The 20,435-nt window shown below is 45.1% G+C and carries 32 protein-coding genes; all 32 read right to left on the minus strand.

The annotated features are described in order from the left end of the window. Nucleotides 1–4: 4 nt before the first annotated feature. Entirely contained in the window at nt 5–2,047 is a 2,043-nt protein-coding gene (locus DWW77_RS09685) for an autotransporter outer membrane beta-barrel domain-containing protein (RefSeq protein ID WP_118608607.1), read from the minus strand. Nucleotides 2,048–2,222: 175 nt separating this feature from the next. Continuing rightward, a complete protein-coding gene (gene infA / locus DWW77_RS09690) occupies nt 2,223–2,441 on the minus strand; it encodes a translation initiation factor IF-1 (protein WP_005428560.1) in 219 nt (72 codons plus the stop codon). A 34-nt stretch (nt 2,442–2,475) separates the two neighbouring features. Then, entirely contained in the window at nt 2,476–3,234 is a 759-nt protein-coding gene (gene map / locus DWW77_RS09695; RefSeq protein ID WP_021975812.1) for a type I methionyl aminopeptidase, read from the minus strand. A 2-nt stretch (nt 3,235–3,236) separates the two neighbouring features. Next, nucleotides 3,237–3,881 (minus strand): adenylate kinase, encoded by a 645-nt coding sequence (locus DWW77_RS09700; protein WP_118608608.1) that lies wholly within the window; start codon nt 3,879–3,881, stop codon nt 3,237–3,239. A gap of 98 nt (nt 3,882–3,979) precedes the next feature. Further along, nucleotides 3,980–5,293, minus strand: coding sequence for a preprotein translocase subunit SecY (gene secY, locus DWW77_RS09705; RefSeq protein ID WP_118608609.1), 1,314 nt, complete (start codon nt 5,291–5,293; stop codon nt 3,980–3,982). After that, entirely contained in the window at nt 5,293–5,733 is a 441-nt protein-coding gene (gene rplO / locus DWW77_RS09710) for a 50S ribosomal protein L15 (RefSeq protein ID WP_118608610.1), read from the minus strand. Before rplO ends, secY begins: the two co-directional genes overlap by 1 nt. 12 nt (nt 5,734–5,745) lie before the next feature. Next, complete coding sequence (gene rpmD / locus DWW77_RS09715; RefSeq protein WP_015526932.1) at nt 5,746–5,925, minus strand: 50S ribosomal protein L30; 180 nt, start codon at nt 5,923–5,925, stop codon at nt 5,746–5,748. Between the two features lie 13 nt (nt 5,926–5,938). Then, the gene (rpsE, locus tag DWW77_RS09720) at nt 5,939–6,448 is read right to left on the minus strand and encodes a 30S ribosomal protein S5 (protein WP_015526931.1); all 510 of its coding nucleotides are present in this window, start codon (nt 6,446–6,448) and stop codon (nt 5,939–5,941) included. A gap of 17 nt (nt 6,449–6,465) precedes the next feature. Next, a complete protein-coding gene (gene rplR / locus DWW77_RS09725; protein WP_015526930.1) occupies nt 6,466–6,834 on the minus strand; it encodes a 50S ribosomal protein L18 in 369 nt (122 codons plus the stop codon). A gap of 17 nt (nt 6,835–6,851) precedes the next feature. After that, nucleotides 6,852–7,391: a 50S ribosomal protein L6 gene (rplF, locus tag DWW77_RS09730; protein WP_015526929.1), complete on the minus strand. Its 540-nt coding sequence runs from the start codon at nt 7,389–7,391 to the stop codon at nt 6,852–6,854. Nucleotides 7,392–7,478: 87 nt separating this feature from the next. Then, nucleotides 7,479–7,880 carry a 30S ribosomal protein S8 gene (rpsH, locus tag DWW77_RS09735; protein WP_015526928.1) on the minus strand — a complete coding sequence of 134 codons (402 nt, stop codon included), beginning with the start codon at nt 7,878–7,880 and terminating at the stop codon, nt 7,479–7,481. A gap of 81 nt (nt 7,881–7,961) precedes the next feature. Next, nucleotides 7,962–8,147: a type Z 30S ribosomal protein S14 gene (locus tag DWW77_RS09740; protein WP_015526927.1), complete on the minus strand. Its 186-nt coding sequence runs from the start codon at nt 8,145–8,147 to the stop codon at nt 7,962–7,964. Between the two features lie 13 nt (nt 8,148–8,160). Further along, complete coding sequence (gene rplE / locus DWW77_RS09745) at nt 8,161–8,700, minus strand: 50S ribosomal protein L5 (protein WP_021650765.1); 540 nt, start codon at nt 8,698–8,700, stop codon at nt 8,161–8,163. Between the two features lie 22 nt (nt 8,701–8,722). Further along, nucleotides 8,723–9,034: a 50S ribosomal protein L24 gene (gene rplX, locus DWW77_RS09750; protein ID WP_021650764.1), complete on the minus strand. Its 312-nt coding sequence runs from the start codon at nt 9,032–9,034 to the stop codon at nt 8,723–8,725. Nucleotides 9,035–9,045: 11 nt separating this feature from the next. Continuing rightward, on the minus strand, nt 9,046–9,414 hold the full coding sequence (gene rplN / locus DWW77_RS09755; protein WP_019162495.1) for a 50S ribosomal protein L14: 369 nt from the start codon (nt 9,412–9,414) through the stop codon (nt 9,046–9,048). Between the two features lie 13 nt (nt 9,415–9,427). Then, nucleotides 9,428–9,685, minus strand: a complete 258-nt coding sequence (rpsQ, locus tag DWW77_RS09760; RefSeq protein WP_173762681.1) for a 30S ribosomal protein S17 — start codon at nt 9,683–9,685, stop codon at nt 9,428–9,430. A 15-nt stretch (nt 9,686–9,700) separates the two neighbouring features. After that, nucleotides 9,701–9,910, minus strand: a complete 210-nt coding sequence (gene rpmC, locus DWW77_RS09765) for a 50S ribosomal protein L29 (RefSeq protein ID WP_021650762.1) — start codon at nt 9,908–9,910, stop codon at nt 9,701–9,703. Further along, the gene (rplP, locus tag DWW77_RS09770; RefSeq protein ID WP_118062095.1) at nt 9,900–10,337 is read right to left on the minus strand and encodes a 50S ribosomal protein L16; all 438 of its coding nucleotides are present in this window, start codon (nt 10,335–10,337) and stop codon (nt 9,900–9,902) included. Before rplP ends, rpmC begins: the two co-directional genes overlap by 11 nt. Further along, entirely contained in the window at nt 10,337–10,993 is a 657-nt protein-coding gene (gene rpsC / locus DWW77_RS09775; protein WP_015526923.1) for a 30S ribosomal protein S3, read from the minus strand. The genes rplP and rpsC overlap by 1 nt, the downstream gene beginning before the upstream one ends. Nucleotides 10,994–11,004: 11 nt before the next feature. Beyond that, nucleotides 11,005–11,394 carry a 50S ribosomal protein L22 gene (gene rplV, locus DWW77_RS09780; protein ID WP_015526922.1) on the minus strand — a complete coding sequence of 130 codons (390 nt, stop codon included), beginning with the start codon at nt 11,392–11,394 and terminating at the stop codon, nt 11,005–11,007. An 86-nt stretch (nt 11,395–11,480) separates the two neighbouring features. Next, nucleotides 11,481–11,762, minus strand: coding sequence for a 30S ribosomal protein S19 (gene rpsS, locus DWW77_RS09785; protein WP_015526921.1), 282 nt, complete (start codon nt 11,760–11,762; stop codon nt 11,481–11,483). A gap of 15 nt (nt 11,763–11,777) precedes the next feature. Next, on the minus strand, nt 11,778–12,623 hold the full coding sequence (gene rplB, locus DWW77_RS09790; RefSeq protein WP_015526920.1) for a 50S ribosomal protein L2: 846 nt from the start codon (nt 12,621–12,623) through the stop codon (nt 11,778–11,780). 65 nt (nt 12,624–12,688) lie between these two features. Then, a complete protein-coding gene (gene rplW / locus DWW77_RS09795; protein WP_021976670.1) occupies nt 12,689–12,988 on the minus strand; it encodes a 50S ribosomal protein L23 in 300 nt (99 codons plus the stop codon). Then, nucleotides 12,988–13,608 carry a 50S ribosomal protein L4 gene (rplD, locus tag DWW77_RS09800; protein WP_021976669.1) on the minus strand — a complete coding sequence of 207 codons (621 nt, stop codon included), beginning with the start codon at nt 13,606–13,608 and terminating at the stop codon, nt 12,988–12,990. Before rplD ends, rplW begins: the two co-directional genes overlap by 1 nt. A 21-nt stretch (nt 13,609–13,629) precedes the next feature. Continuing rightward, nucleotides 13,630–14,262, minus strand: coding sequence for a 50S ribosomal protein L3 (gene rplC / locus DWW77_RS09805; protein WP_118608611.1), 633 nt, complete (start codon nt 14,260–14,262; stop codon nt 13,630–13,632). 65 nt (nt 14,263–14,327) lie between these two features. Further along, entirely contained in the window at nt 14,328–14,645 is a 318-nt protein-coding gene (gene rpsJ, locus DWW77_RS09810; RefSeq protein ID WP_015526916.1) for a 30S ribosomal protein S10, read from the minus strand. A gap of 348 nt (nt 14,646–14,993) precedes the next feature. Further along, nucleotides 14,994–16,073: a hypothetical protein gene (locus tag DWW77_RS09815; protein ID WP_021650760.1), complete on the minus strand. Its 1,080-nt coding sequence runs from the start codon at nt 16,071–16,073 to the stop codon at nt 14,994–14,996. A gap of 145 nt (nt 16,074–16,218) precedes the next feature. Beyond that, nucleotides 16,219–16,473, minus strand: a complete 255-nt coding sequence (locus DWW77_RS09820) for an HPr family phosphocarrier protein (RefSeq protein ID WP_015526913.1) — start codon at nt 16,471–16,473, stop codon at nt 16,219–16,221. Next, nucleotides 16,470–17,426 (minus strand): DNA-binding protein WhiA, encoded by a 957-nt coding sequence (whiA, locus tag DWW77_RS09825; RefSeq protein ID WP_015526912.1) that lies wholly within the window; start codon nt 17,424–17,426, stop codon nt 16,470–16,472. Before whiA ends, DWW77_RS09820 begins: the two co-directional genes overlap by 4 nt. Nucleotides 17,427–17,474: 48 nt before the next feature. Next, complete coding sequence (gene rapZ, locus DWW77_RS09830) at nt 17,475–18,353, minus strand: RNase adapter RapZ (protein ID WP_015526911.1); 879 nt, start codon at nt 18,351–18,353, stop codon at nt 17,475–17,477. 187 nt (nt 18,354–18,540) lie between these two features. Further along, nucleotides 18,541–19,458, minus strand: coding sequence for a UDP-N-acetylmuramate dehydrogenase (gene murB, locus DWW77_RS09835; RefSeq protein ID WP_118608612.1), 918 nt, complete (start codon nt 19,456–19,458; stop codon nt 18,541–18,543). Nucleotides 19,459–19,575: 117 nt separating this feature from the next. Beyond that, nucleotides 19,576–20,307 (minus strand): tRNA threonylcarbamoyladenosine dehydratase, encoded by a 732-nt coding sequence (locus DWW77_RS09840; protein WP_118608613.1) that lies wholly within the window; start codon nt 20,305–20,307, stop codon nt 19,576–19,578. Nucleotides 20,308–20,435: the final 128 nt, after the last annotated feature.

Below are 20,435 nucleotides of genomic sequence, written 5' to 3' on the forward strand. Positions count from 1 at the left end.
TTTTTTAGAGGGTATCTGGTTTCTCCACTTCATAATCAGACCAGGAGGCAACGGTATCGCTGCCTGAAGTATCTGCGGTATCTTCGTATTTATCTACGGTGATGTTGTAATCGCTGTCGCCTTCTACATATACAGTTCCGTCTGTTCCTTTGATTGTGACCGTTTTTCCGGAGTCATCCACGATAGTTCCTGCATTGGAAAGTGTGGATACAGTGCTGTCACCGGTCACTGTCCAGGTAGAGTCGTCACTGACATATACGTTGCAGTAACCGTCTCCGCCGTTGCCTGCAAAACTCTCATCGTCTATGATAGCTCCTGTCAGGTTACTTCCATCTGTCATATAGAAATCAAGCTGGCTGATGGTATCCCAGATCACACTGCCTTCCATATCCTGGCTGATCGCTGTAAAGTCGCAGTCTGCTCCGTTAGCTCCGCTTTCGCCCCAGCCTCTTTCGTTGTTATTTCCTGTACAGCGAAGGAAATACTCATTGTCATTGTTGTATGTGATATCTACATCTTTCAGTGTAATATCACTCTCTGTGTTGGTTGTGTAGAACACGCCGCCGTTCTGGGAAGTAAGTGTTCCGCCGTCCATCTGGAAAGTGCTGTTTCCTACTTCAGAATCACCGGACATACTCTGATAGAGAATTACGGTCCAGGTACTGTCATTCTGACTTAAGTCGCTCATATTTCCCGTAAGGTCGCAGTTAAAAAGATGCAGGGAGTTCAGTCCTTCGATGCACACGGCTTCTGATCCGTTTGCTGTAAGTGTGGCATCTTTTACTGCAATATCTGCGGTGCAGTATACTGCCGGTGATCCGACACCGTTGGATGTGTAAGTTCCGCCGTCTACGACCATGGTTCCGCCGCCACGGTCGCTTCGGATGGCTGCTGCAGATTCTCCGTCTGTCTCCACATTCAGATCCCAGGCGTATAATTTACCGCCGCCAGCTGCGTGGATCCCACCGGAAGTATCCTGTGTTGTCTTGATGGTAGTATCTGCCGCATAAACGGTTCCGTCGCCGTAGGCAAAAAGTCCTGCTCCGCCGGCTGCATCAGTGGTTACGGTTCCGCCTTTTACATAGGCATTTCCGTCTGTTGCAAGAAGTGCTGCTCCTACGCCATAAAAGCTGGAGTTGTCGCCGCCTGTACTGTCGGAGTAATTTCTTGTGATATCTACATTATCGAACGTTACATTTGCACCTGAGGAAACAAGTGCCGCATTCTCGTCTGTTCCGGTGGATTCCAGGGATGTATCGGATACCTCTGTATCAGAATCGTACGTATTGGCTGCATCATAGCTGTCTACTCCCTGTGACTGTCCGCCAGGTGCTCCACCAGGTCCTCCCTGGCCGCCGCCCATGTCTGAGCTCTGTACTTTAATAGTAAGGGCGTTTCCATCATCGTCTGTGGTGATGGCTACGATGTCACCTTCCTGGATGTCTGAGAGTTCGATGGTCTTACTCTGGGAATTATTGCCGTCCGGCGCACCGCCCTGATCACCGCCTGGGGCCTGACCATTTCCATTATCTCCGTCTGGCTTCTCAGGGGCTTCTCCCTGACCATTTCCATCTGTGCTGTCACCGTCCGGTTTCTCCTGGGCTTCTCCCTGATTTTCTCCTGGGGCTCCGCCTGGATCTCCGGCGCTTTCTTTTGTGATCACTGTATCGTCTGTTACTGTGACTGTCATCTCATTTCCGGTCAGATCCAGCATGGAAGGCGCTTCTCCCTGATCTCCGCCTGGGGTACCACCATTTCCGCCCATTTCTTTCATCGTTCCAACTGCGATGGTGATCTTTCCGTCTTCCACAGATTTTACTTCACCGTAGGTCACATCTTCCTCATCAGAATCCTCTTTATCCGCATCTGCGCTGCTGTCACTGTCGTCTGCGCTTTCTTCACTCTCTGCCTTTGTATCTTCTGTCTCTTTATTCTCTGAACTTTCCGTTGTATTCGTTGTTGTCTCTGTTGTCGCTGCCCCGCATGCGGTAACAGATGTTGTTGCTATCATAACGCCTAAGATTGCTGCAAGATATTTTTTCTTCATATGAACACCTCTCTCTTTCTTGTATGCTCATACTATATCAGCAAAATCTGTTCACTTTATGTTTAAAGCGTGAAAAACGTGTGAGCGATAAAGTCCACTTTGAGATCTTTTCCCCGGAAAAAGGCATAAAAAAAGACCCAGCAGTTTAAAACCGCCAGGCCCTTTACAGAATTTCTTATTTATCTCTCCAGATGATTCTTCCCTTGGAAAGATCATACGGAGAAAGTTCGATCGTTACTTTATCTCCCGGGAGAATACGGATGAAGTTCATACGGAGCTTACCGCTGATATGGGCAAGTACCACATGTTTGTTTTCCAGTTCTACTTTAAACATCGCGTTAGGCAGTTTCTCCAGAACAGTGCCTTCTACTTCGATCACATCTGCTTTTGACATTTTTTACCTCCTATGTCATGACAACAATTGCTGCTTACAGATTCGTAAGCGTCAGAATCTCTGGTTCCCCATCGGTGATGAGGATCGTATTTTCATAATGTGCGGAAAGTGAACCATCCATGGTTACTACTGTCCACTCATCGTCCAGCCATGCCACGTCCGCACGACCAAGGTTGATCATGGGCTCGACGGCCAGGGTCATTCCCGGAAGGAGCTTGATGCCCCTGCGCTTCTGCGGGAAGTTTGGAATCTGCGGATCCTCATGAAGATGAGTTCCGATTCCATGTCCTACAAGGTCACGTACAATACCGTAACGGTATTTCGCTGCGTGGGCTCCGATGGCTTTGGAAATATCATTTAAATGATTTCCGGCTTTTGCCATTTTCAGTCCTTCAAAAAAGCACTCTCTTGTAACCTTAATGAGCTGCTGTGCTTCTTTGGATACTTCACCTACCGCATAGGTACGTGCTGCGTCAGAATGGTAGCCCTTATAAATCAGGCCGGCGTCGATCTTAACCAGATCCCCGTCCTGGATAATCTTCTCCTCGGATGGAATTCCATGCACAACCTCGTCATTCAGGCTGATACAGAAAGAAGCCGGAAAACCTCCGTAATTCAGAAAGTTCGGAATACAGCCCATAGACCGGATCATTTCTTCACCGATCTTATCAATCTCCTTGGTGCTGACACCTGGTTTGATGTAAGGGATCAAACCGTCGTGCACCTTCTCAAGAAGATGGCCGGATTCTCTCATAAGTTCTATTTCATGCTGTGTCTTAATTGTTACGGACATTCTTATTCTCCTAAGATGTCAACGATCTCCTGGAATACCTCATTCAGGTCCCTGGTTCCGTCTACCGTCTTCAAAACACCCTGTGTGGTGTAATAGTCAATCAATGGCTGTGTCTGCTCATGATAAACATTCAGACGTTTCTGGACTGTCTCCGGCTTGTCATCGTCACGGAGTACAAGCTTGTCACCACAGGTATCGCAGACACCTTCTGTCTTCGGTGCTGCAAATACAACGTGATAAGTTGCACCACATTTCACACATGCACGGCGTCCACCCATACGTTTCACGATGTTATCATCCGGCACATCCACATCGATTGCATAGTCAATTTTGCTTCCAAGTTTATTCAGAGCTTCTGTCAGACATTCTGCCTGCGGAATTGTTCTCGGGAAACCATCCAGAACATAACCTTCTCTTGCGTCATCCTGCTGGATTCTGTCAACAACAAGGTCACAGGTCAGTTCATCCGGAACGAGAAGTCCCTGATCCATGTAAGTTTTTGCTTTTTTTCCAAGCTCAGTACCGTTCTTGATGTTGGCACGGAAAATATCTCCTGTGGAGATGTGCGGAATTCCATATTTCGCCGCAATTTTCTTAGCCTGAGTACCTTTGCCTGCCCCCGGTGCACCCAACATAATAATTCTCATAGCATACCCTCCATTTTCCTGTTTTCTGCCTGATTTTCAGACAGTCCTGTTTACAAATCAAGGCTGCGACACTTTCGCACCGCAACCTTCATTTTCAATTAGTTCAGGAAGCCTTTGTAATTACGTACAAGCAGCTGTGATTCCACCTGCTTAACGGTCTCCAGGATAACACCTACGATGATGATGATAGATGTACCGCCGAAGGAAACATTCGCACCGAACACACCGTTGAAGAAGAACGGGATTACGGCCACGATAACAAGACCTACTGCACCTATAAATATAATATAATTCAGGATTTTAGTCAAATAATCTGAAGTCGGTTTTCCCGGACGGATGCCTGGGATAAAACCGCCCTGCTTTTTGATATTATCGGCTACTTCCAACGGATTAAAGGTAATGGATGTATAGAAGTATGCGAAGAATACGCAAAGTACCACATACAGGATCAGACCCCAGCTGTACTGGATCTGACTTGGATTACACCAGTTATTGGAGGAAAGTCCTCTTAAGATCTCACTTCCAATGCCTGTTCCGTTTCCTTTGCCAGCGAACTGTGCAATGATTGACGGGAAAGACATAATGGAGGAAGCAAAAATAACCGGAATAACGCCGGCAGTATTTACTTTAAGCGGGATGTTTGTGGACTGACCGCCCATCATTTTACGTCCAACCATCTTCTTGGAATACTGAACCGGAATTCTTCTCTCTGCTCCGTTGAGGATAAGTACGAGCACTACAACAACCAGGATGATCACAGCGATGATGCAGGCTGCAAGCATTCCTTTTGCAATTGTTTTGCCCTTGACGAAGTTCTCATAAAGAAGGGATATATCGCTCGGGATCCTGGACACGATATTGATAGTCAGGACAATGGAAATACCATTTCCGATGCCCTTCTCTGTAATACGCTCGCCCAGCCACATAAGCATTGCGGAACCCGCTGTTAAACTTGCAACAACCACGATTCCCTTCAGGAAATTCATATCCGGGATCATACCCTGACGTCCGAATCCGATTGCCATGGCAACAGACTCAAACAGAGCAAGACCGACCGTTACATAACGTGTGATTGCTGTAAGCTTTTTTCTTCCTTCTTCTCCGTCACGCTGCATCTCTTCCAGTGCCGGAATAGCAATGGTAAGAAGCTGAATGATAATGGAAGAAGTAATGTAAGGTGTGATGTTCAATGCAAAAATTGACATCTGAGTAAAGGAACCGCCGGTGAACGCATCAAAGAAATTGAATGCGTCACCGGTATTAGATTCAAACCACTGCTTAAAGAAGTCACTGTCGACCCCCGGTACAGGAAGCTGGGATCCAATTCTGATCACGAATATCATCCAGATCAGATAGAGAAGTTTCCTTCTCATTTCCTTTACTTTGAAAACACTCTTAAGAGTCTCAAACATTAGATCACCTCTACTGTACCACCAGCAGCTTCAATTTTTGTTTTTGCAGTCTCGCTGACAGCGTTTACTTTAACATTGAGTTTTTTTGTAAGCTCGCCGTTTCCAAGGATCTTAACACCATCACCAGCCTTGGAGATTGCACCGCTTGCAAGTAAGCTGTCAACTGTAACCTCTGCGCCATCCTCAAAACGATTGAGAACGTCTACATTGATTGCGATAATTTCTTTAGAGTTTCTGTTAGTGAAACCTCTCTTAGGAAGACGTCTGTATAAAGGCATCTGACCTCCCTCGAATCCCGGTTTCTTGTGGCCGGAACGAGCAAGCTGTCCTTTATGTCCTTTACCAGCAGTTTTGCCGTTTCCTGAACCATGTCCACGGCCTCTTCTGAAGTTATCGCTATGCTTGGAACCCTCTGCGGGTCTTAAGTTTGATAATTCCATTCTGGCACCTCCTTAATCTTCTACTTTTACCAGGTGCTGCACCTGCTGAATCATTCCTCTAGTTGCAGCGTTGTCTGGCATCTCAACTGTTTTATGCATCTTTGTAAGACCCATAGCTTTTACAGTCTTTTTGTGCTTCGGTACTGCACCGATTGGAGATTTTACCAGTGTAACCTTGATTGTATCTGCCATTTCCATTTCCTCCTTAACCCAGAATCTCATCTACAGATTTTCCGCGGAGCTTTGCAACCTCTTCCGGAGTCTTTAACTGGCTCAGGCCTGCGATTGTTGCCAGAACTACGTTCTGTTTATTTCTGGAACCCATACATTTTGTACGGATGTTTTTGATACCAGCAAGCTCGATTACGGCACGTGCCGGGCCACCGGCGATAACTCCAGTACCTTCCGGAGCTCTCTTCAGAAGCATCTCAGCGCTTCCGAATTTTCCGATGAAGTCATGTGTAATGGAATTGTTCTCGTCTCTTGCAACAGTAACAAGTTTCTTCATAGCGTCCTCTTTACCTTTGCGGATCGCCTCCGGAATTTCTGCTGCTTTTCCTAAACCTGCACCAACGTGTCCATTGCCGTCACCTACAACAACTAAAGCTGTGAAACGGAAGTTACGACCACCTTTAACAACCTTGGTAACACGCTTGATTGATACTACTTTATCTTCTAACTCTAACTGACTAGCATCAATAAGATTACGTTTCATGTGTTCTTTTCCTCCTCTTAGAATTTCAGTCCAGCTTCTCTTGCTGCATCTGCCAGTGCTTTAACTTTTCCGTGGTAGATATATCCACCTCTGTCGAAAACAACGCTCTCGATACCAGCCTCAACAGCTTTTTTACCGATTACTGTTCCGACTTTTGCTGCAGCCTGTACATCGTCAGTGTTCTCAAGCTCTGCTTTTACGTCCTTCTGGAGAGTAGAAGCGGATACTAAAGTTTTACCAACTGTGTCATCAATAATCTGTGCATAGATGTGCTTGTTGGAACGAAATACTGCCAGACGAGGAGTAGTTGCAGTTCCGTTTAAATGATGACGTAATCTTCTATGCTTCTTTTCGCGAATTTCGCTTCTGGATGCTTTGTTAATCATATTCTCACTCTCCTTAATTATTTCTTACCGGTCTTACCGACTTTACGTCTGATAACTTCGTCAACGTACTTGATTCCCTTGCCCTTGTATGGCTCAGGTCTTCTCTTGTCTCTGATCTCAGCTGCGTACTGGCCAACTTTTTCTTTGCTGATACCAGATACGATGATCTTGTTTCCATCAACTGTGGACTCAAGACCTTCTGGATCTTCCATCTCTACCGGGTGAGAATATCCGAGGTTAAGTACAAGTTTCTTGCCCTGCTTAGCAGCTCTGTAACCAACACCGTTAACCTCAAGCTCTTTTTTGTATCCTTCGCTTACACCAACAACCATGTTGTGGATAAGGCTTCTTGTTAAGCCGTGAAGGGCTTTGATTCTCTTTAAGTCGTTCGGTCTTGTTACAACTACATGACCGTCTTCAACTTTGATCTCTAACTCTGTCGGGAGTGCTCTCTCAAGTGTTCCCTTAGGTCCTTTTACTGTTACAACGTTTCCATCTGCGACTGTAACCTCAACGCCAGCTGGAATTGCAACCGGAAGTCTTCCGATTCGTGACATAAATTTGTCCTCCTTACTTAGATTGTCGGAGAGGGCCCATGCCCTCTCTGTTTTCAGTTTAAAAGCTATATGACTGCCCTGTATGGACTACCATACAAATGCAAGTACCTCGCCACCAACCTGAAGCTTACGAGCCTCTTTGTCAGTGATAACGCCTTTGTTTGTGGAAAGGATTGCGATACCAAGTCCGCCAAGAACCTTCGGAAGCTCATCCTTGCCTGCGTATACACGAAGACCTGGTTTGGAGATTCTCTTAAGTCCTGTGATGATCTTCTGGTTTTTATCCTCACCGTATTTCAGTGTGATGTGAAGAGTTTTAACAACTCCATCCTCAACCAGATCATATTTTGCGATGTATCCCTCATCTACAAGGATGTTTGCGATAGCAATTTTCATCTTGGATGCCGGTACGTCTACAGTGTCATGTTTTGCAGTGTTTGCGTTACGGATTCTTGTAAGCATATCTGCGATCGGATCGCTCATTGTCATGTAAGTTTCCTCCTCTTTCTTCAGACTTTACATGTCGTGTGAATATTATTTAAATGATTAAAAAGTTGCTTTCGCCTCGGCCTACCAGGAAGCTTTCTTAACACCCGGGATCTGACCTTTGTATGCCAGCTCACGGAAGCAGATTCTGCAAATTCCGTATTTTCTCAGGTATGCATGTGGACGGCCACAGATTCTGCAGCGAGTATACTCTCTTGTGGAGAATTTAGCTTTACGCTGCTGTTTAATTTTCATTGCTGTCTTAGCCATGAATCTTTTCCTCCTATTTAGCAAATGGCATGTTGAATAATGTCAGTAATTCGCGTGCCTCTTCATCTGTTTTAGCAGTTGTAACGAAGATAACGTCCATTCCTCTTACTTTATCAACCTTATCGTACTCAACCTCTGGGAAGATCAGCTGCTCTTTGATACCAAGAGCGTAGTTTCCTCTGCCGTCGAATGCGTTCGGGTTAACACCACGGAAGTCACGTACACGTGGAAGAGCAAGGTTGATAAGACGATCAGCGAACTCATACATCTTCTCGCCTCTTAAGGTAACTTTACATCCGATTGGCATACCCTCTCTGATTTTGAAGTTAGCGACAGATTTTTTAGCTTTTGTAGCGATTGCTTTCTGTCCTGTAACAAGTTCCATATCTGCGATTGCAGCGTCAAGAAGTTTAGCGTTCTCTTTTGCCTCGCCAACACCCATGTTAACAACGATTTTCTCGAGTTTTGGCACTTCCATTACGTTTTTGTATCCGAATTTCTTGGTCATGGCATCCATGATCTCGTTCTTGTAAAGATCTTTTAATCTACTCACCTTTATATGCCTCCTCTCTTAATTAATCGATTGTCTTTCCTGTTGCTTTGGCAACACGAACTTTTTTGTCTCCATCCATCTTGAATCCAACTCTTGTAGCTTTTCCGTCTACAACGAGCATTACGTTGGAGATGTGAAGCGGAGCTTCTTTTGTCACGATTCCACCGTTCTGATTAGCTGCGGACGGTTTAGCGTGCTTTGTAACCATGTTTACGTTCTCAACAACTACTGTGTTGTCTTTTACGTTAACTGCAAGAACTTTTCCGTCCTTACCTTTATCTTTTCCAGCGATAACTTTTACAGTATCACCTTTTTTAATTTTCATAGCTGACATTTGGCACCCTCCTATAATACTTCCGGAGCTAAGGAAACGATCTTCATGAATTTCTTCTCACGAAGCTCTCTGGCAACTGGTCCAAAGATACGAGTTCCTCTCGGAGTTAAGTCATCCTTGATAATTACGGCAGCATTTTCATCGAAACGGATGTAGGATCCGTCTTTACGACGAGCGCCTTTTTTAGTTCTAACAACTACAGCTTTAACAACGTCACCTTTTTTAACAACGCCGCCTGGTGTTGCATCTTTAACCGTAGCAACGATTGTGTCACCGATGTTTGCATATCTTCTTGTAGAGCCGCCCATAACACGAATACAAAGGATTTCTTTTGCACCAGTGTTGTCGGCAACTTTCAGTCTAGTTTCCTGCTGAATCATACTGGTTTCCTCCTTATTTAGCTTTCTCTACGATCTCAACCAGTCTCCATCTCTTGTCTTTGGACAGCGGTCTGGTCTCCATTACCTTAACGGTATCTCCGATGTTGCACTCATTGTTCTCATCATGAGCTTTTAATTTATATGTTCTCTTCACGATTTTCTTGTAAAGAGGATGTTTTACATGGTCTTCAATTGCAACTACGATGGTCTTATCCATTTTGTCGCTGACAACCTTACCCACGCGGGTTTTTCTCAGATTTCTTTCCACGATTTATGTCCTCCTGTCCTATTTGGAAGCGTTTGCCTGCTCAGTGATTACTGTCTGGATTCTGGCAATATTTTTGCGAACCTCTTTGATTCGTCCTGTATTGTCTAACTGGTTTGTTGCATTCTGAAATCTCAGATTGAAAAGCTCTTTTTTAGCAGCTACTAATTCTTCATTCAGTTCTGCAACTGACTTTGCTTTTAAATCTTCCACGAACTTATTAATTTTCACTGTTATCACCGCCTTCTAAGTCTGCACGAGAAACGATTTTACATTTACATGGTAACTTGTGCATTGCAAGACGTAATGCTTCACGGGCAACCTCTTCGGACACGCCTGCAATCTCAAACATAACACGACCTGGTTTTACTACTGCTACCCAGTACTCCAGAGCGCCTTTTCCGGAACCCATTCGAGTCTCAGCTGGTTTAGCTGTTACCGGTTTATCCGGGAAAATCTTAATCCAAACTTTACCGCCACGTTTGATGTAACGGGTCATAGCAACACGGGCTGCCTCGATCTGATTAGATCTGATCCAGCACGGCTCAGTAGCAACAAGACCGAAATCACCATAGTTGATAGCATTGCCTCTAAGGGCTTTTCCTCTCATGGAGCCACGGAATTGTTTACGACGTTTTACTCTTTTTGGCATTAACATTATTTATCGCTCCCTTCCTTAGTTCCTTTTGTCGGAAGAATCTCACCATTGTAGATCCATGCCTTAACACCAACTTTACCGTATGTGGTGTCTGCTTCCGCAAAGCCATAATCGATATCTGCACGAAGTGTCTGAAGCGGGATTGTTCCCTCGCTGTAGAACTCTGTACGAGCCATATCAGCTCCGCCGAGACGTCCGGATACGGAAGTCTTGATTCCCTTAGCGCCAGCCTTCATTGTTCTCTGCATTGTGGACTTCATAGCACGTCTGAAAGAAATACGGTTCTCAAGCTGAAGAGCAATGTTCTCAGCAACCAGCTGTGCATCTTTGTCCGGTCTCTTTACTTCTTTGATGTCAACGATAAGCTTCTTGTCTGTGTATTTCTGAAGCTCAGCTTTAACTTTCTCGATCTCTGCGCCGCCCTTACCGATTACGATACCAGGTTTTGCTGTGTAGATGATGATCTTAACTCTGTCAGATGCTCTCTCGATCTCGATCTTGGAAACACCTGCGCTGTATAATTTCTTTTTAAGGAATGTTCTGATGTTGTAGTCTTCTACCAGGTAGTCAGCAAATTTGTCTTCTGCATACCATCTGGAATCCCAATCCTTGATAACTCCGACTCTAAGGCCATGCGGATTAACTTTCTGTCCCATGCTTTTCCTCCTTACCTTTCATCAAGCACAACAGTGATATGGCTTGTTCTCTTCTCGATTCTGTAAGCTCTACCCTGTGCTCTCGGCTGAATTCTCTTCATTGTAGGTCCCTTATCTGCATAGCATGCTGCAACATAAAGGTTGTCTGCGTTCATTCCGTTGTTGTTCTCAGCGTTTGCTACTGCTGACTCAAGCAGTTTTTTGATCACGCTGGAAGCGTATCTCGGATTGTATGTCAGGATACCAAGTGCTGTCTGTACATCTTTGCCACGGATTGCATCTAATACGTAGCAGGCTTTCTGAACAGAAATTCTTGCATAAGATAACTTTGCAGACGGCCTTGTCTCTCTATTATTCTCATTTCTGGCTCTCTTTATCTGGCTTCTATGTCCTTTTGCCATCTTAAAGTGCCTCCTTTCCTAAATTCGATATCTGAGTTATCTGCCAGCTGTCTTAATCTGACAGCGGGCAGTTATAAATCTGATGACTAGCGTACTCCGGACTTCTTCTCGTCTTTTCCGTGTCCTCTGTAAGTTCTTGTTGCAACGAACTCACCAAGTTTGTGTCCTACCATATCCTCTGTGATATATACCGGCACATGTTTTCTTCCGTCATGAACAGCGATTGTGTGTCCTACGAAAGACGGGAAGATTGTGGAACGGCGAGACCAAGTTTTGATTACGGATTTATCATTTGCAGCGTTAAGAGCATCTACTTTTTTAAGTAAGCTCTGGTCTGCAAAAGGTCCTTTTTTCAGTGAACGAGACATGCTTTCTCCTCCTTATTATTTCGATAATGCTTTTCCATCGCGTCTTCTTACGATGTACTTGTTGGACTGTTTGTTTTTCTTTCTGGTCTTCAGGCCGAGAGCAGGTTTGCCCCACGGTGTGCAAGGACCTGGGCGTCCGATACCGGTCTTACCTTCACCACCACCATGTGGATGGTCATTCGGGTTCATTACGGAACCACGAACTGTAGGTCTGATACCCATGTTACGTTTACGTCCGGCTTTACCGATGTTAATAAGGTTGTGATCTCCGTTTCCGATTACACCAACAGTTGCGCGGCATACGATCGGAACCATTCTCATCTCACCGGAAGGAAGACGAAGTGTTGCATACTTTCCTTCTTTAGCCATGAGCTGTGCGCCGTTTCCTGCAGAACGAACCATCTGTCCGCCTTTTCCAGGATGAAGCTCAATGTTGTGAACCATAGTACCAACCGGGATAAGCTCCAGCGGGAGGCAGTTTCCAACACGAACCTCAGCTTCCGGACCATTGTAAACCTTCTGGCCTACTTTAAGTCCCTCTGGAGCGAGGATGTAAGCTTTCTCGCCATCTGCGTAGCAGATAAGAGCGATATTAGCTGTTCTGTTCGGATCGTACTCGATTGTTTTAACTGTTGCAGGGATTCCATCTTTTCTTCTCTTGAAGTCGATGATTCTGTATTTTCTTCTGCTTCCGCCACCCTGATGTCTTACAGTGATTTTACCCTGATTGTTACGTCCGGCGTTCTTCTTAAGGGAAGTAACGAGGGATTTCTCTGGTTTTGCAGCTGTAATCTCAGAGAAGTCGGAACCAGTCATATGTCTTCTTGACGGTGTATATGGGTTATAGCTTTTGATTCCCATGATGTTTCTCCTTTCAATCTTTATCATCACGCTTTTGACTGCGTATATTCGGACTTAACTGTTAATTAAAGTCCTTCGAAGATCTCGATATCTTTGCTCTCTTCTGTAAGAGCTACGATAGCTTTTTTGGTCTTAGCAGTTTTTCCAACTACCATTCCACGGCGTTTTTTCTTTCCATCGTTGTTGATGGTGTTTACGCTTTTAACTTTTGTTCCCTCGAACATCTTCTCAACAGCCTCTTTGATCTGAGTCTTGTTTGCTTCTGGATGTACAAGGAATGTATATTTTTTCTCACCCATGGCGTTCATGGATTTCTCTGTGATAACCGGACGGATGATTACGTCATAGTACTGAATACTTGCCATTATGCGTATACCTCCTCGATAGATGCAACGGCATCCTTTGTAACAACTACGGTGTTGTGTTTCATAACATCGTATGTGTTGATTGTAGCCGGTGTTGCAGTTTCCACGTCAGCGATGTTTCTTGCAGAAAGAATTACGTTCTGATCGTTATCAGCTGTGATTACAAGAGCTTTCTCTGCTTTCAGGTTTGTAAGAACCTTCTGCATCTCTTTTGTCTTAACCTCAGCAAGTGCAAGGCTGTCAACAACAACAAGTTTATTATCCTGAACCTTGGATGTCAGAGCGGATTTAAGAGCTGCTCTTCTTTCCTTTTTGTTCATTTTTACTTCATAGTCTCTCGGAACCGGAGCGAATACAACACCGCCGCCTGTCCACTGTGGTGCACGGATGGAACCCTGTCTTGCATGACCTGTTCCTTTCTGTCTCCACGGTTTTCTTCCGCCGCCTCTTACCTCAGAACGAGTTTTCGCTTTCTGAGTTCCCTGACGGTTATTTGCAAGCTGACGAACAACTGCAAGATGAACGAGATGCTCGTTGATCTCAACGCCGAATACTGCGTCATTCAGCTCCATTGTGCCAACTTCATTGCCTTCCATATTATAAACAGTTACATTAGCCATTCTGATGCTCCTCCTTTCCTATTATAAGGACTTTACTGTCTCTTTGATTGTAACCAAAGATTTCTTAGGTCCTGGAACAGCACCTTTAACTAACAGTAAGTTATTCTCTGTATCTACACGTACGATCTCAAGATTCTGAACAGTTACCTGAACATGTCCCATGTGACCTGGCATATGTTTTCCTTTGAAAACCTTGCTCGGATCGGAGCAAGCGCCGTTGGAACCTGCATGACGATGATATTTAGAACCGTGAGCCATAGGTCCTCTGGACTGGCCATGTCTCTTGATGGCGCCCTGGAAACCTTTACCTTTGGAGATTGCAGTAGCATCGATGTGATCTCCTGCTGCAAAGATGTCAGCCTTGATTTCCTGTCCAACCTCATACTCGCCGGCATTGTCAAATCTGAACTCTTTTACAAATCTTTTTACAGCTACACCAGCTTTATCAAAGTGGCCTTTCTCCGGTTTGTTGACCAGTTTCTCTCTGATCTCGCCGAAGCCAACCTGAACTGATGTGTATCCATCGTTCTCCTCAGTTTTAACCTGAGTTACAACGCAAGGACCTGCCTGTAAAACAGTTACCGGAATTAACATTCCATCTTCATTGAAGATCTGAGTCATTCCGACTTTAGTAGCTAAAATAGCTTTCTTCATTTCTTTCTTCCTCCTTATAGCGGATTACCATTCGGTAATCATATAGTTAATGTCAAATGACATTATTAGCGGTTTTTCATCTTGATATCGATGTGAACACCAGCCGGCATTTCCAGTCTGGAAAGTGCATCTACTGTTTTCTGAGTTGGTGTCAGGATATCGATAAGTCTCTTATGAGTTCTCTGCTCAAACTGCTCTCTGGAATCTTTGTATTTATGAACAGCTCTTAAGATTGTAACAACCTCTTTCTTAGTAGGAAGCGGAACCGGTCCACTTACCATTGCTCCGTTCTTCTTTACTGTCTCGATGATCTTTGCTGCAGATGCATCAACGAGCTGATGATCATATGCCTTTAATGTGATTCTCATTACCTGATTTGCCATAAAAAAAGTCTCCTCCTATTCGTACTTATATAGCAGTACGACAAGCGGCGACTGTACACATCTCCGTGTGTGTCATGGTATATTTGCACACACGCCCATCCCAAGATGGTTATTGAACTTTGTACAGTGACTTGTCGTCAGTTTCCTAACTTGACATTCGCTCCACGGAAAACCTACCAATGTGGTAGCAACCTCACGCTTCATAGCTATCAATGTCACAGCAAGGATTAGTATATACGATGATTCTTCAGAATGCAAGCCTTTTTTTAAATTTTTTTGATTTTTTTTAAAAAAGAAGAAAATGGATCATTTCTGAACCATTTTCTTCTTATATAATAGGTACTTATTTTATTCTTCCATATCGTCCACATCACCACTGATGATATCCGAGTAATCAAACAGTGTAACCTTCGTGATGTCATCCTTAACGATATCCGGTGCATCACCGGCCTTCTTTACGCGGCTTGCAAGCTGCGCTGCGGAATAAGACGGCATCGCAAGGCTTCCAATGGTAACCGGCTCCTCTTCCTCTTCCGGAACCTCTTCGACCTTTCCGGCCGGATGCGGCTTTCTGTTTTCTTCAACCGTACGTTCTGCCATTTCCAGTCTGGAAAGCATATCTGCTTCTTCTGAAGTGGCTGCTGCAATCTCTTTCTTAAGTTCCGCATGAGCTTCACTTGCGGCAGTCTGTGCAGTCTGCTGTATGGCAACCTTCTTTTTATTCTCCGAATAGCCTGTAACATCCTCTTCGTCAATCTCATCTACGAAACCGCCCGTACGGACCTTACGCTTATCTGCTTTTTTATTTTTGTGTTTTCGTGCCTTTTCTTCCTGAATGATCTCTTTTTCTTCTTCCTTCATTCTTCTGGCACGTGCTTTTTCTTCCTGCTTCAGTTCTTTCCTGGACTTCACATAACCCGGTTCCGGATCGTTCACATCTTCCTCAATATCATCCGGCTCTTTCTTCCAGAGTTCTGCGATCACATACAGGATGATCAGGAACAATACGACCAGACCAAGAATGATCAGGCCTTCAATACTTTCTGTAGCCACCATAAGATATCCCACATAGCCAATGGTAACTACAACTTTCGGAACATAATCTCCAACCTTAATGGTAAAAGTCTTTCCTCCGGAAACGGACTGATCTGTTACTGTTCCGGTTCCCTTGGAGGCATCGAGATTGGTGATCGTATATTTATATGTCTCGGAATCTTTCTGTACAAGGATCGGAGTACCTGCGCTGATCGCAGAACTCTTCTCCGGGATCGCATATGTAACAGATCCGACTGGGAGGTTCGTTGCCTTATCGGATTTATCCACGATCACTGTTCTCACCCCGAAGAACGGCGGAAGAACAAGTCCCAGTACACAGATCAGTGTGCATATCACAACAAAATGTACGATAAATTTCAATACTTTTGACATAGGTAATCTTCCTCTTTCATATTTGTAGGTACTTTGAAGCGGAAAGGGATACAGCGGGAATCGGTCTTCCTTTCCGTCTGTATCCCTTTATATTCCACATCCGCAGGAATCTACCCTTTTCCGCGGACTGCTCTGTCCCAACTGATTACTGGTTGCTTAAATACTGTTCAATGCTCTCCATCGCTGCATTCTCATCATCACCGTTGGCAGACAGTGTAATCTCTTCTCCAGCGTCAAGTCCCAGGGTCATCATTCCCATAATGCTCTTTGCATTGACTCTTTTTTTGCCAATCTCAACATAAATTTCACTGTTAAACTGGCTTGCCACCTGAACAAGCTGTGCTACAGGTCTTGCCTCCAGTCCAGTGGATAAGTTGATAGTGATTGGTTTTTTAATCATAATAGCTCCTCCTTGTTCTCCCGCAGCTCATCTGCGATCTCACTCAGCTTGCGAAGCCGGTGATTCACACCTGATTTGCCCACCTGCGGATTCAACATCATACCTAATTCTTTCAGTGTGGCATCCGGATACTGCAGTCTCAGCCTGGCTATCTGTGCCAATCCATCACTTAAGCTCTCAAAGCCGATAGTTCTGCTGATCAGCTGTATATCTTCCACCTGTCTCACTGCCGCATTTACCGTTTTATTGATATTCGCAGCCTCACAGTTCACCTTACGGTTTACCGTGTTACGCATTTCCTTAAGTATCCGGATGTTCTCCAGATCCATAAGGGCTACGTTCGCCTCCATGACTGCCAGCATGTCAACGATCTGCGCGCCTTCCTTCACATAGACCACATATGATTTCTTGCGCACCACAATTTTAGCTTCTACGTGAAAACTGCGGATAATCCCCTGTAATTGTTCTGCTTTCCTGCTGTCCGGACAAACGATCTCAAAATGATACCCTTTCTCTGGATCACTGATCGAACCGGACGACAAAAAAGTACCGCGAATAAATGCCCGCTTGCAACAGTTCATCTGAACCACAAGCGAATTATCCATTTCAAGTAAACCGGTTTCGTTATCCACAGAAAGCTTTGTCCCCTGCAGTACTTCCTCTGTTCTGGCAGGATCCGTAACCTCAACAAGATATACCTTACCCCGTTTGAGATGAGACCCTTCCCGGATAACAATCGCTGTCTCTATATTAAAGGTTTTTCGCAATAATGTAAAGCTTTTTCTTGCAACTGCTTCATTTTCTGTCTGGATCCATAGTTTTCTGTTTCCATCCGACATTTTTTCCACACGGCCGCAGCCGCAGAGCAGTGCCGCCAGTTCTGCCACCTGACAGTGCCTGGCCAGACTAAGCTGTCCTGCAAGTTCTTCTTTGACTTTTCCTGAAAATGACATCCCGAACCCTCTTTTACTGTTTCCCTGCCACCCTTTTCATCGCGGCAGTTATTTTTTCAGAAGTCTGTCCTTCTCCGCATCCCTGTGCTCCAGGCGGATGCCGTATTCATCCGATTTGGAAAGCCTGGAAAAAAGTTCTCTGGCAATAGTAACAGAACGATGTTTTCCCCCTGTACATCCGATACCGATCACAAGGCTTGTTTTCCCTTCTTTAATGTAGTTAGGGATCAGAAAACGGATCATATCCTCCAGTTTGTCCGCGAAGGCTTTCGCCGTATCACTGGCCATCACATAATTGAACACTTCATCGTCAAGGCCTGTCAGAGGACGCAGTTCATCCACATAATAGGGATTGGGAAGAAATCGCACATCAAACACAAGATCTGCATCTGCCGGTATTCCATACTTAAAGCCGAAGGAAAGCACAGAGATCATGATATTGCTGAACTCTCTGTCATCCACAAAGATCTTTTCGATTTCCTGGCGAAGCTCCCTGGTAAGCAGATGACTGGTATCAATGATATAATCCGCACGTTTCCGGAGAAATTTTGTTTTCTCACGTTCCAGGCGGATTCCCTCATCCACTCTCCCTGCTCTTGCCAGCGGGTGGCTTCTTCTGGATTCTTTATAGCGTTTTACAAGGACAGAATCCTCTGCATCCATAAACAGGATCTCGTAATCATACCCGGTCTGCTTCATACGGTCCAGAACTACTTCCAGTTCATCAAGGGCACTTCCGCTTCTGGCATCAATCCCCAGAGCCACATTTCTAACATTTTCGCTCTGCATCTCAGGAAGAAGGGAAGCAAATTTTTCCAGAAGCTGGATTGGAAGATTATCCACGCAGAAATATCCCATATCCTCCAACATTTTAAGTGCAGCTGTTTTTCCTGCTCCTGACACTCCTGTAACGATCACAAAACGCATAGTCTCTCTTCCTTTCCATTTCTTCTTCCGTTATCTGTAAAGCGTACATACGCATTCCTGTTCCCTCTGTTTCGTATCCTGGGTATCTGAAAGCCGGGCTACGCTGAGCCTTTTAGGTCTGTGCGATCGGATTCACAGACAAGTAAGTGGTATAATTATTTTGAAAACGATGTACCGGAAATGGTCATCAGGATTCAAAATCACCCAGGAACTTCACCTCGGGTTCCAGCGTAACTCCATATTTCTTATAAACGATATCCCTGACATTATCCATCAGCGTGCGGACATCCCTGGCAGTTGCACCGCCTGCATTGATCACAAAGCCACAGTGTTTCTCAGAAACCTGTGCACCACCTACCTGATATCCAGCAAGACCGCTGTCCATGATCAGCTTACCCGCAAAATATCCCTCCGGTCTCTTAAAGGTACTTCCAGCACTGGGATACTCCAACGGCTGTTTGGTGGTACGACGGATCGTCAGATCTTTCATGGTCTCACGGATCACTTCCGGATTTCCCTCCTTCAGCTGCAGCTTTGCTTCCAGCACGATATAACCTGCGGTTTTGATGATGCTGGTACGATATCCCAGTTCCAGTTTATCTGCCGGAAGGGTAACGATCTCTCCCTCCTCATCCATCACAGTTACCTCTGTAAGAACATCCTTCATCTCGCCGCCATAGGCACCTGCATTCATCACAACCGCACCGCCCATAGTTCCCGGGATCCCGCCTGCAAACTCAAAGCCTGTAAGAGCTGCATTTTTTGCTGCTGCTGCCACCGATGAAAGCAGCGCACCTGCCTGTACGGTGATCTCTGTTCCTTCTACGGTAACGGCAGACATATTTTTGTAGATCTGGATAACCGCGCCACGGTAACCGCCGTCTCCTACCAGAAGATTACTTCCGTTTCCGAGGATAAAATAAGGGATCGCACTTTCTTTACAGATTTTTACGATACGCCCCACATCTGTGTCTTTATCCGGCATCAGAAAATAATCCGCCGGACCTCCGATCTTAAAAGTTGTATGACGGCTCATTGCTTCGCCTGTAAAAACACGTTCTTCTCCAAGAAGATCGCAGAACTTTTTTATGATTTCTGAATTCACTTTTTATTTCCTCAGTCTTTCTGTTTTATTTCTGTAAAGCAGACATTACTGTTCCGCCTTGACTCATGCTCATGAACTGGATCTGTCCGTGATCTGCGCTCAATTTCTCATTTGCTGTCAGCTGTGTGAAACGTTTCCGGCTGACAGTATATCCCGCACAACTTCTCCCGCCAGCAGATATCCCGCAGTCCCTGTCACAAAGGAAATATTTCCTTCGGCAGGCTTCTTCACCATAGTTCTTCTCCGTCTGAAAAGCTTTTCTTTTGCCGGTTGTTCTCTGGAATACAGTACTTTGAGTTTACGTATTCCCTGTTTACGCAGTTCTTTTTTTATGATCCTGGCCGCCGGGCATACTGTGGTCCTGCTGATATCCGCAACCTCAAGTCTGGACGGGTCTATCTTGTTCCCGATGTCCAGGCAGGAGATCACAGGCACACGTCCCTCCCTTGCTCTGCTGATCAGAAGCAGTTTTGATGACAGTGTTCCCATTGTATCCACAATATAATCAAAGGAACGCAATTCAAACATTCCCGCAGTCTCCTCATTATAAAAGGTTTCGTAGGTATGCACCAAAATATTCTCATCAATATCCCGGATTCTCTTCTTGGCCGCCTCTACCTTGCTCATTCCCAGAGTAGAATGAAGTGCCAGCACCTGGCTTCCGATATTCGTCAATGTGATCTTTTCATGATCGACCAGTGTCAGACTCCCCACACCGCAGCGCGCAAGTGACTCTGCCACCTGTGATCCGGCTCCGCCAAGACCGAATACTGCAATTTTCGCCCTGCTGAGTTTTTTTACACCTGTATTTCCAACGAGCAATTCCATACGTGAAAAAGCATCCTGCATATCCGTCCTCCTGACACTGTTTTTTCTTTTGATTGAGAAAGACAGCGCCTGTCCGCCGCTGTCTATATTCCTTTTTATTATACTATCTCTGTCCGTAAATGTACAGATATTCTTGTTTTTTAAGATTT

The sequence above is a fragment of the Ruminococcus sp. AF17-12 genome (assembly GCF_003479245.1).
GTDB classification, from domain to species: domain Bacteria; phylum Bacillota; class Clostridia; order Lachnospirales; family Lachnospiraceae; genus Blautia_A; species Blautia_A fusiformis.